Source organism: Streptomyces lavendulae subsp. lavendulae, from assembly GCF_002803845.1.
Classification (GTDB): domain Bacteria; phylum Actinomycetota; class Actinomycetes; order Streptomycetales; family Streptomycetaceae; genus Streptomyces; species Streptomyces lavendulae.
Genome location: NZ_CP024986.1, coordinates 205821 through 216903 on the forward strand (window position 1 = coordinate 205821; position 11083 = coordinate 216903).

The following is an 11083-nucleotide window of genomic DNA, read 5'->3' on the forward strand; positions in this document are numbered from 1 at the left end:
CCCCCGCGTGCTGCCGCGAACACCTCCGGCAGAGGGCCTCAGCGCTCCCGGCCGTCCGCGTCCAGGCTGCGCCGGCGCACCAGCAGCCGCCCGTCCTCACCGCGCACCAGGTCGTCGTGGCAGAGCAGCGAACCGCGGATCTTCAGCGGGCCGCCCTGCGGGGTCGCCATCGCCAGCGCGTAGTAGCGGGTGCGCAGCGTGTCGTCGGGCCGCTGCTCGACGCCGACCATCCCGAACCAGTGCCGGAAGTCCAGCCCCTGCGCGGCGATGTGGTTCACGCCCGCGCGCACGGTCTCCCGCAGGTCCTCCCGTCCGGTCTGCGGCTCCGGCTCGCCCGCCGACTCGAAGACGGCGTCCTCGGTGAAGGTCTCCGCCCACGCGTCCGGGTCCGCGGCCTCCCCTTCCAGGAGGTTCATCTGCCGGGCGTAGAACTGCTGCACCTCCGCGTACAGCGCCGCCGGCACGTAGTCCGCGCCCGCCCCGCTCGTGGCCTCGCTCATCGCACATCCCCATCTCTCACACGGGCGCTCGTCGCGCCGAGGTTCCACCGCACCTCTCAAGTCCGAGTTGAGCCGCGCCCGTCATCGTGGCCGCGCAGCCGTTTTCCAGCCGAATCGAGGTCGCCGCCATGCGCGTGCTGTTCAACGTCTCCCCCGGACTCGACCACGTCTATCCAGCCCTCGGACTGGCCTGGGCCCTGCGCACGGCCGGCCACCAGGTGGCCGTCGCCACCACGGGAGTCTCCGTACAGGCCGCCGTGGGTGCCGGGCTGACCGCGTACGACGTGGCCCCCGGGGCCGACTTCTCCAAGATCTTCCCCAAGAAGGGGACCCCCGAGGAGCGGGCCGCCGCGATGCGTGCCCGCGGCGCGGAGATCACCGTCTCCGAGGAGACCCCGGACTTCATCCTGCAGAAGTTCGGCGAGATCAACGACCTGATGGCCGACCGGACCCTGGAGTTCGCCCGCAACTGGCGGCCCGACCTGGTCGTCTACTCACGGCTCCAGGGCACCGCGCTGCTCACCGCCCGCGCCCTGGGCATCCCCGCCGTGGAGAACGGATACAGCTTCCTGCGCGAGGGCAACCTGCCGGGCCGGCTGCTGCCGCACCTCGCGCCCACCTTCGAACGGCTCGGCGTGCCCCTGGAGCTGCCCACCGTGCAGCCCGTCTACTTCGCCCCCGAGGAGCTCATGCGCGGCGAGGGCCAGGGCTGGACGATGCGTTTCGTCCCGCACCACGGCGGCGGGGTGCTCCCCGAGTGGCTGGCGGCCCCCAAGGAACGTCCCCGCATCGTCGTCACCCTGGGCACCATCGTGCCCGGCGTGGCCGGGGTGGGCAGCCTGCGCAGCGTGCTCGACGCCGCGGAGGGGCTGGACACCGAGATCGTCCTCGCCCTCGGCGACCAGGTGGACCTCGAACCGCTCGGCCCCCTGCCCGCCAACGTCCGTCCGGTCGGGTGGACGCCGCTCAACTCGCTGCTGCCCACCCTCGACGGCATCGTCCACCACGGCGGCGCGGGCACCACCCTGGCCTCCGCGCACGCCGGAGTGCCGCAGCTCGCGATGCCCTACGGATCCGACAACTGGATCAACGCCGGCATCGTCGAGACCGCGGGGGTCGGCTTCAACCTCCAGCCGGAGGAGATCACCCCGGCGGTGCTGCGCGCACTCGTCGAGGACCAGCCGCTGCGCAAGGCGGCCACCGCCCTGGCCGAGAACCTCGCCGCGCAGCCCGGCCCGGACGCGATGGTGCCCCGCCTGGTGGAACTGGCCGGCGTCCGCTGAAGCCGTCCCCGCCCGACCCGGCCCGGCCCCGCCCGGCCCCCCATACCGCACCACCACCCCGCACCGCCATCCAACCGCACCACCGAGAGGAATCCCGCAAGATGAGACTCAGCCCGCTGTCCCGCGCAGTGCGAGGAGCCGGCCTCGTGCTCGGCACGGCGACCCTGCTGGCGGCGACCGTACTGCCCGCGCACGCGGCGGTCACGGTCACCGACCTCGGCACCCTGCCCGGCGGTACCTCCAGCCTGGCGTACGGGATCAGCCCGCACGGCGTCACCGTCGGCTTCTCCGACAACGCCCAGGGCGCCACCCGCCCCGTCCGCTGGTCCGCGAACGGAACCGTGTCCGACCTGGGCACGCTCCCCGGTGACGTCGGCGGCTCGGCGTTCATCGTCAACGACTCCGGCGTCACCGTCGGAAAGTCGGTCGGCGCCGACAAGTCCGAGCACGCCGTCGTGTGGCGTCAGGGCGCCGCCCCCACCCAGCTGCAGGCCCTGCCCGGCTCGGTCAAGAGCCGCGCCTACGCCGTCAACTCGTTCGGGGACATCGTCGGCTTCTCCGCCACCCCGGAGAACGTCTACAAGGCCATGCGCTGGACCCTCAACGGCAACGCCGTCCCGCTGCCCCCGCTGGCCGGCGGCACCGCCAGCTCCGCCGGCTCCATCAACAACCTGGGCACCACGGTCGGCTACTCCGTCCAGAACGGCTTCCAGAACGCCGTCCGCTGGAACCCCGACGGCACCCCGGTCGCCCTCGGCGGGATCCTGCCCGGCGACGACTCCAGCCAGGCCAGCTGGATCAACGACTTCGGTGTCGTGGTCGGCAACTCCTTCAAGGCCGGCAAGTTCTACGACGGCCCGTACCACGCCGTTCGCTGGAACCGGCAGGGCCAGATGACCGCCCTGTCGCCGCTGCCCGGCCACACCGGAACCGCCGTCTACGGCATCAACAACCACGGCGTCGCGGCCGGGTTCTCGTACTCCCCGGGCGGTGTCTACCACGCCGTGACCTGGGACGAGAACGGCGCCGTCACCGACCTCGGCGTCGCCTGGAACGGGGCCACCGAGGCCTACGCCGTCAACGACGCCGGCACCGTCGTCGGCTCCGTCACCACGCCCGCCGGCGTCCTGCGCGCGGCACGCTGGCGCAGCTGACCGGCCGCCATGGAAGAGGAGCACATGGGACAGACACCGATCCACCGGTCCTCGCACGGGGCACCGGTACGGGCCCCCGCGCGGGAGGTCCACCGGCTGCTCGCGGACGAGGACAACTGGCCCCGCGTCTTCGCGTCCTTCGTCCACCTGGAGAACCTCGGCCGTGACGGCGGGTTCGACCGGATCGGCATGTGGGGGCACTACGACGGCACCGTCGAGCACTGGGTGGCGCTGCGCAGCGTCGACGAGGAGGCCCTGCGCGTCGAGTTCCGGCCGGAATCCCTGCCGCCGCAGCTGGAGTCGATGAAGCGGACCTGGGTGGTCGAACCGTCCGCCGACGGCGGCTGCGTGGTCCGCCTGGAGCACGAGTTCCGCCTCAAGGAGGAGGACCCGGAGGCGGCCGCCACCACTCTCGCCACCGTCGAGGGCATCGCCCTCTCGGAGGTGGCCGCGGTCCGCGAGGCCGCGGAGCTCGCCGCGCTGCGGCCGCAGGCCCTGGTCACCGTCGAGGACACCGTCACCGTCGAGGCTCCCGTCGGGCGGGTGTTCGCCGCCCTGTACGGGGCCGGGGAGTGGCCCGACCACATGGAGCACGTGGCGCGGGCCGAGGTACGGGGCGAGGGCCCGGGACACACCCACGTCCTGGAGCTCGACACCATCGAGCGCCACGGCGGGTCCTTCACCACGCGGGCCGCCCGCGTGGGCCTGCCCGACAACAAGATCGCTTACAAGCAGCTGCTGCTGCCCCCGCTGGGCGCCTCGCACCACGTGCAGTGGCTCCTGACGGAGGAGGGCGGCACCACCCGCGTCCGCTCCGTGCAGACGGTCGTCATCAAGGAGTCGGGGGTCGCCGCCGTCCTCGGCGAAGGCGCCTCGACCGAGGCCGCGCGGGGCTTCGTGCAGAGCGAGCTGAGCTCCAAGGTTCGGCTGATACTCGACGCGGTCAAACACCGTCTGGAGCAGGATGCGAAGTGATCCACCGATCGACAGCCGAATTCTCCGCTGGACCGCTGAACAGCTGAAAGGACCCCACGATGCGAGCAGCCGCTCTGACTGAGTTCGGCGCACCCGAGGTGCTGCGGGAAACCACGGTCAAGGACGTGGAAGCCGGCCCCGGGGAAGTACGTGTCCGCGTCCGGGCCGCCGGGGTACTGCCCTTCGACGTCCGGGTGCGCGGCGGCTGGACCCCGCCGTTCATCAAGCGGGAGTTCCCGCTGGTCCTGGGCAACGAGTTCGCCGGCACGATCGACCGGACCGGCGAGGGCGTGAGCGGGTTCGAGGTGGGCGACGAGGTCCTCGGCTACGGCGTGCTGGGCGGGTACGCCGAGTACCTCGTGGTGCCCGCCGATCAGATCGTCCGCAAGCCCGCGGGCATGCCCTGGGAGGTCGCGGCCGGCTTCTCGGGCAACGGCCAGGGCGCGCACATGGCCCTGTCCACGGTGGGCGTCCAGCCGGGCGACACCGTCCTCGTCAACGCCGCCGCCGGCGGTTTCGGCACCTTCGCCGTACAGCTCGCCCTCGCCTGGGGCGCGGGCCGGGTCATCGGCACGGCCAGCGAGCGCAACCACGACCACCTGCGCGCGCTGGGCGCCATCCCCGTGACCTACGGCGAGGGCCTTGCCGAGCGGGTCCGGGCGATCGCGCCCGAGGGCGTGGACGCGGCCGTCGACGCGGCGGGACCCGAGGCCCTGCGGGCCTCGGTGGAGGTGGCAAAGGACCGCAGCCGGGTCACCACGATGATCGCCGACGAGGTGGCCCAGGAACTGGGCCTCCCGCCGGTCGCGGGCGCCCGCTCGGCCGAGCGCCTCGCCGAGCTCGTCGAGCTGTACGTCCGGGGCAAGGTGAACATCCACATCCGGGAGGCGTACCCGCTCGCCCGGGCCGCCGACGCCCACCGGGACGTGGAGAGCGGCCACGGCCGCGGCAAGGTCGTCCTGACCGTCGACTGACCCACCGCGCGGGACGGCGGGAGGGGGGTGGCCGTGACGGCCGCCCCCCTCCTCCGCGTGCGGGCTTCAAGGCTCCCTCGACCGCATGGCCGCAGGCTCGGCGCAGGCGACGACGACATGAGGTGAGACTTCCGTGAAGGGCATCATCCTGGCCGGCGGGAACGGTACCCGGTTGCATCCGCTCACCCTCGGGATCTCGAAGCAGCTGCTGCCCGTCTACGACAAGCCGATGATCTACTACCCGCTGTCGGTGCTCATGCTCGCCGGGATCCGGGACATCCTCGTCATCAGCTCCCCGGTCGACCTGCCCCAGTTCCGCCGGGTCCTCGGCGACGGCAGCTCCCTGGGCCTGCGCCTGTCCTACGCCGAGCAGGCCGAACCGCGCGGACTCGCCGAGGCCTTCGTCATCGGCGCCGACCACATCGGCGACGACTCCGTCGCCCTCGTCCTCGGCGACAACGTCTTCCACGGCCCCGGCTTCGCCCAGCTGCTGCACCACCACGTCCCGCACACGGACGGGGCCCTGCTGTTCGGCTATCCCGTGCGCGACCCGGAGCGGTACGGCGTCGGCGAGACCGACGCACACGGCCGGCTGGTGTCCATCGAGGAGAAGCCGGTCCGGCCCAAGTCCAACCGGGCCATCACCGGCCTGTACTTCTACGACAACGACGTGGTCTCCATCGCCCGCGGCCTGCAACCCTCCGCACGCGGCGAGCTGGAGATCACGGACGTCAACCTGGAGTACCTGGCCCGCGGCAAGGCCGCCCTCGTCGACCTCGGCCGGGGTTTCGCCTGGCTGGACACCGGCACGCACGACTCGCTGCTGGAGGCCTCGCAGTACATCCAGACGCTGGAGCGCCGCCAGGGCCTGCGCGTCGCCTGCGTCGAGGAGATAGCCCTGCAGATGGGCTTCATCGACGCCGACCAGTGCCATCGGCTCGGCCGTGCCCTGCACAAGTCCGGCTACGGGGAGTACGTGATGTCGGTCGCGGAGGCGGCCCGTACCGCGGAGCACGCGCAGGCGGTCCCGGCCGGTGTGGCCGGGACCGCCCCGGTCCTGTTCTGAGGGGGCTGAGCGGGCTGAGCGGGCTGAGGGGGCTCCCCCTCAGCCTCGGCGACAGTCCGCGCCCGCCCCGGCTCCCGGCTCCGCCGACGGTGCCGCCTCCGCGGCGGGCTCCTCGGCGGCGGCCTCCGTCCGGGGCCGCTTCGGCATGAAGAGCGCGGGCACGACCATCGCCGCCACCATGCCCAGCACCCACCAGAAGGTGTTCGCGTACGCGGCGGGGTCTGCACCGGCCTCTCCCGAACCGCCGCCGGAACCGAGGTTGACCGACAGCAGCAGCGCGACCATCGCCGTCCCGAAGGAGGCCCCGACCCGCTGGACCACCGCGATCATGACGGTGCCGCGGGGGATCCGGTCGCTCGGGATGTCGAGGTAGGCGGTGATCAGGATGGAGACGCCGACGACGCCAAGACCCAGGCCCCGCAGCCCCAGCGAGAAGCCGAGGAGCAGGTCGTCGGTGTCTGCCGAGAGCTGGGTGAAACCGACGGTGCCGGCCACGGACAGGACGGTGGCGCCCAGGATCAGCAGCCGGGGGTCGTAGCGGTCCGTGAGCCACCCGGCCGCCGAGATGCCCACCAGCATGCCCAGGCCCTGGGGGGCCAGCAGCCAGCCGATGGTGGAGCTGTCGTAGCCGAGGTAGCGGGCGTAGAAGAGCGGCAGGACGAAGAGCGGGCCGTAGACGGCCACGGCGTTGAGGAAGACCAGCAGGGACGAGGAGGAGAAGGCGCGGGAGCGGAACAGCGCCACGTCGACCAGCGGGTCGGCGGAGCGCGCGGAGTGCACGCAGAACGCGGCGACCAGCAGCAGACCAGCCAGCAGCACCGCGAGCGTCAGCGGATCCGTCAGCTGCGACACGTCCCTGACCCGGGAGAACCCGTACACCAGCGCCACCATGCCGGGCGGCAGCAGCATGATGCCGCGCCGGTCCACCTTGACCTCCCCGCCCTTGGCGGACGACGGCAGCACCCGCTGTGCCAGCACCAACGCCACCAGGATCACCGGGACGTTGACGAAGAAGATCCAGCGCCAGCCGGCCGCGTCGATGATGAGGCCGCCGACGACCGGCCCCAGGATGGGCGCCAGCTGCCCGGGAATGCCCACCAGGCTCATCACCCGGCCGAAGCGCTTGGGACCGGCCGCCTGGGCGAGGATCGTCTGCACCATCGGCAGGACCATGCCGCCGCCGATGCCCTTGACGACGCGGAACGCGATCAGACTCTCGACTGACCACGCCAGCCCGCACAGCACCGATCCGCCCAGGAACACCGTCAGGGCGCACATCCACATCCGTTTGTTGCCGAACCGGTCGACGGCCCAGCCCACGAGCGGGGTCACCAGGGCCAGGGTGAGGAGGTAGGAGGTGCTCACCCATGAGAGGGCGGACTCGGACGCGTGCAGATCGGCCGAGATGTCGTTGAGAGCGACGCTGACGATCGTGGAGTCCAGCAGGGAGGCGATGGCGCCTATGAGGAGCGTGCCCGCAAGGATGAGCAGCTTGCGGTCCAGGCGTTCCGGGGGTGGAGTCTGCATGCGAGGACCGTACGGACGGAGCCTCCACTCCTCCTCGAATCCGGTTCGAGCGAATCGGTGGTTCCGGATCGTGCCCCCGGTGCCCGGACGCGCCCGCCGCGGCGGGGCGAAAACCAGACGGCCCGCCGGGTGCGGGGCGGGCCGTCGAGCGGTACGGGAAGGTCAGGCGCGGGTGCCGAGGAAGAATCCCGGGCGGCCGCCGCCCGTCTCGACGTACTCCACGTCGGACAGACCGCTCTTGCGGAACGCGTTCGCGTAGTCCTCACGCGAGAACAGGGTGAGGTCGTCGATCTCGCTGCGGTGCTGGACGCCCGTCTCGGGGTCGGCGGTGAGGTAGTGGATCTCCATGCGGGTGACGTTGCCGTCGACGAGCGTGGAGTGGGAGACGCGGGATATGGCCCGGTCGCCGTCCTTGAGCGCGTGCACGGACACGTGCTGCGGAAGGAAGGTGTCCGGGAAGTACCAGGGCTCGATGGCCAGCACACCGCCCTCGGAGAGGTGCCGGGTCATCGCCGCCACCGCGGACTCCAGGTCCTCGACGGTACGCAGGTAGCCGATCGAGCTGAACATGCACACGACGGAGTCGAAGGTCTCGCCCAGATCGAAGCTGCGCATGTCGCCCCGGTGTACGGGCACACCGCCCAGGCGCTCGGAGGCGACCTGCGCCATCCACTCGGACAGGTCGAGGCCGGCGACACGGTTGAACTGCTTGGCGAAGGCGGCGAGGTGGATGCCGGTGCCGCACGCCACGTCCAGCAGGGAGGAGGCCCCGTCCTTGCGGGCCCGGACGAACCCGGCGACCTGGGCGGCTTCGGCGTCGTAGTCCTTGCGGTCCTGATAGAGCCGGTCGTAGAGCTCCGCCTGGTTCTTGTTCTCGTACATCGAATTCCTCCCGTTGGGCCCGTGGGACCGGGTCGCCCTCGAACCGCGACGAGGCTTCCGCACCCGGCTCGCGCCCCCCTGGACTCCGGGTCGACGTACACCGCCCGTCGGCATGGCCCCGTCAGGCGTCGCCCGAGCCGCCGTCGAGCGCCTCGCGGCACAGTCTGCGCCGAAAGCCGGCATGGTCCTCCATGCATCATTCGGGATTGAGGTCGTCGCGATGCGCGTACTGTTCGCTGTCTCTCCGGGGTTTGACCACCTGTATCCGCTCTCAGGCCTCGCGTGGGCGTTCCGTACCGCCGGACACGATGTCGTCGTGGCCACCTCGGGCGTCTCCACGCAGGCGGCGGCCCACGCCGGCTTCGCCGTCCGCGAGGTCTCTCCCGGCGCCGACTTCGCCTCGATCTTCCCCAAGGTCGGCACGCCGGAGGAGCGGACGCGCGCCATGCGCGAGCGCGGCCTGGCCATCGCCGAGACCCTGGAGACCCCCGACGTCATCCTGGAGAAGTTCTCCCGGGTCAGCGACCTGATGCTCGACGGGATCCTGGAGTTCGCGACCGCCTGGCAGCCGGACCTGATCGTGTACTCCAAGCTCCAGGGTGCCGCGCTGGTCACGGCGAGGGCCCTGGGCATCCCCGCCGTCGAGCACGGGTTCAGCTTCCTGCGCGAGGGCACCATGGCCGAGCGTTTCCTGCCGTACCTGGCGCCGCTCTACGAGCGCGTGGGCGTACCGGTGGAACTGCCGTCCATCACCTCTCTGTACTTCGCGCCCGAGGACATGATGCACGGTGAGGGCGAGGGCTGGACGATGCGGTCCGTCCCCTTCCACGGCGGCGGAACCCTGCCCGACTGGATGGCCCGGCCCAAGGAGCGCCCGCGCGTCTGCGTCACCCTGGGCACCACCGTGCCCCACGTGGCCGGCATCGGAAGCCTGGAGAGCGTACTGACGGCGGCGGCCGACGTGGACGCGGAGTTCGTCCTGGCCCTCGGGGACGACCCCGACCTGGACTCCCTCGGCACGCTGCCGGAGAACGTACGGGTCGTCGGCTGGACCCCGCTGAGTACCCTGCTCACCACCTGCGACGCGATCATCCACCACGGCGGGTCCGGGACCACCCTGACCGCCGCGCACGCCGCCGTCCCCCAGCTGGCCATGCCCCACGGCGCCGACAACTGGATCAACGCCGCGATGGTGGAGCGCTGCGGCCTCGGCCTGAACCGGGACCCCGAGCAGGTCGACGCCCAGCTGTTGAAGACCCTCCTGCACGACACGGAACTGCGGGCCTCCACCCGGGCCGCGGCCACCGCCCTGGCCGCCCAGCCGGGACCCGACCAGATCGTGCCGCGGCTGCTGGGCCTGCTCGACGCGAACTGACCGACCCGGCAACGACCGGACGTTGAGCGGACTTCCAGAACCGCTGCCCAGCATGGAGGTCCGCCCGCCGGCGCCACCCGTCCACCCCCAGCCACCGGAGAGTCATGTCCCGCCGTCTGTTCACCTCGGAGTCCGTGACCGAGGGCCACCCCGACAAGATCGCCGACCAGATCAGCGACACGATCCTCGACGCCCTCCTCACCGAGGACCCGACCTCCCGCGTGGCCGTGGAAACCCTGATCACCACCGGTCTCGTCCACATCGCGGGCGAGGTGACCACCAAGGCGTACGCGCCGATCGCCCAGCTCGTCCGCGACAGGATCCTCGACATCGGCTACGACTCCTCCGCCAAGGGCTTCGACGGTGCCTCCTGCGGCGTGTCGGTTTCCATCGGCGCGCAGTCCCCCGACATCGCGCAGGGCGTGGACACGGCGTACGAGCAGCGCGTCGAGGGCGAGGGCGACGAACTCGACAAGCAGGGCGCCGGCGACCAGGGCCTGATGTTCGGCTACGCCACCGACGAGACCCCCGAACTGATGCCCCTGCCCATCCACCTCGCGCACCGGCTCTCCCGCCGCCTGACCCAGGTCCGCAAGGAAGGCGTCATTCCCTACCTGCGGCCCGACGGCAAGACCCAGGTCACCATCGAGTACGACGGCGACCGCCCCGTCCGCCTCGACACCGTCGTCGTCTCCTCGCAGCACGCCGCCGACGTCGACCTCGACTCCCTCCTCGTCCCCGACGTCCGCGAGCACGTGGTCGAGCACGTCCTGGCGCAGCTCGTCGAGGACGGCATCAAGCTGGACACCGAGGGCTACCGGCTGCTGGTCAACCCGACCGGCCGCTTCGAGATCGGTGGCCCGATGGGCGACGCCGGCCTCACCGGCCGCAAGATCATCATCGACACCTACGGCGGCATGGCCCGCCACGGCGGCGGCGCCTTCTCCGGCAAGGACCCGTCGAAGGTCGACCGCAGCGCCGCCTACGCCATGCGCTGGGTCGCCAAGAACGTCGTCGCCGCCGGCCTCGCCGCACGCTGCGAGGTCCAGGTCGCGTACGCCATCGGCAAGGCCGAACCCGTAGGCCTCTTCGTCGAGACCTTCGGCACCGGCACCCTCCCCGACGAACGCATCCAGGAAGCCGTGTCCAGCGTCTTCGACCTGCGCCCCGCCGCGATCATCCGCGACCTCGACCTCCTGCGCCCGATCTACGCCCAGACCGCCACCTACGGCCACTTCGGCCGCGAGCTGCCGGACTTCACCTGGGAACGCACCGACCGCGTCGACGCCCTCCGCAAGGCCGCGGCCGCGCACTGACCGCAAGTCCGCAGTCCGCGGGTCCGCACCG

General features: G+C 71.8%; 10 protein-coding genes. 7 read left to right on the top strand and 3 right to left on the bottom strand.

All coding sequences use genetic code 11. The features are described from left to right. Window positions 1–38: 38 nt before the first annotated feature. Window positions 39–500, bottom strand: coding sequence for a nuclear transport factor 2 family protein (locus SLAV_RS40450; RefSeq protein ID WP_030241878.1), 462 nt, complete (start codon window positions 498–500; stop codon window positions 39–41). 128 nt (window positions 501–628) lie between these two features. Here SLAV_RS40450 and SLAV_RS40455 point away from each other — a divergent pair, with 128 nt between their 5' ends. From SLAV_RS40455 to rfbA, 5 genes are all read left to right on the top strand, one after another. Beyond that, window positions 629–1783, top strand: coding sequence for a nucleotide disphospho-sugar-binding domain-containing protein (locus SLAV_RS40455; RefSeq protein ID WP_030241880.1), 1155 nt, complete (start codon window positions 629–631; stop codon window positions 1781–1783). A 146-nt stretch (window positions 1784–1929) separates the two neighbouring features. Next, window positions 1930–2937 (top strand): hypothetical protein, encoded by a 1008-nt coding sequence (locus tag SLAV_RS40460; RefSeq protein ID WP_030241882.1) that lies wholly within the window; start codon window positions 1930–1932, stop codon window positions 2935–2937. A gap of 24 nt (window positions 2938–2961) precedes the next feature. After that, complete coding sequence (locus tag SLAV_RS40465; RefSeq protein ID WP_030241884.1) at window positions 2962–3912, top strand: aromatase/cyclase; 951 nt, start codon at window positions 2962–2964, stop codon at window positions 3910–3912. Between the two features lie 59 nt (window positions 3913–3971). Then, window positions 3972–4886 (top strand): NADP-dependent oxidoreductase, encoded by a 915-nt coding sequence (locus SLAV_RS40470; RefSeq protein WP_030241887.1) that lies wholly within the window; start codon window positions 3972–3974, stop codon window positions 4884–4886. Window positions 4887–5019: 133 nt separating this feature from the next. Next, window positions 5020–5952, top strand: coding sequence for a glucose-1-phosphate thymidylyltransferase RfbA (gene rfbA, locus SLAV_RS40475; RefSeq protein ID WP_031943715.1), 933 nt, complete (start codon window positions 5020–5022; stop codon window positions 5950–5952). 39 nt (window positions 5953–5991) lie between these two features. Here the strand turns inward: rfbA and SLAV_RS40480 are convergent, their stop codons facing one another. Together SLAV_RS40480 and SLAV_RS40485 are read right to left on the bottom strand one after the other, a co-directional pair. Then, the gene (locus tag SLAV_RS40480) at window positions 5992–7479 is read right to left on the bottom strand and encodes an MDR family MFS transporter (protein WP_031943714.1); all 1488 of its coding nucleotides are present in this window, start codon (window positions 7477–7479) and stop codon (window positions 5992–5994) included. Window positions 7480–7641: 162 nt separating this feature from the next. Then, window positions 7642–8361 carry a class I SAM-dependent DNA methyltransferase gene (locus tag SLAV_RS40485; protein WP_030241892.1) on the bottom strand — a complete coding sequence of 240 codons (720 nt, stop codon included), beginning with the start codon at window positions 8359–8361 and terminating at the stop codon, window positions 7642–7644. A 220-nt stretch (window positions 8362–8581) separates the two neighbouring features. Between SLAV_RS40485 and SLAV_RS40490 the strand changes: the two genes are divergently transcribed. Next, a complete protein-coding gene (locus SLAV_RS40490; protein WP_030241894.1) occupies window positions 8582–9736 on the top strand; it encodes a nucleotide disphospho-sugar-binding domain-containing protein in 1155 nt (384 codons plus the stop codon). Between the two features lie 104 nt (window positions 9737–9840). Beyond that, window positions 9841–11052, top strand: a complete 1212-nt coding sequence (metK, locus tag SLAV_RS40495; RefSeq protein WP_031943713.1) for a methionine adenosyltransferase — start codon at window positions 9841–9843, stop codon at window positions 11050–11052. The last annotated feature ends 31 nt before the right edge of the window (window positions 11053–11083 follow it).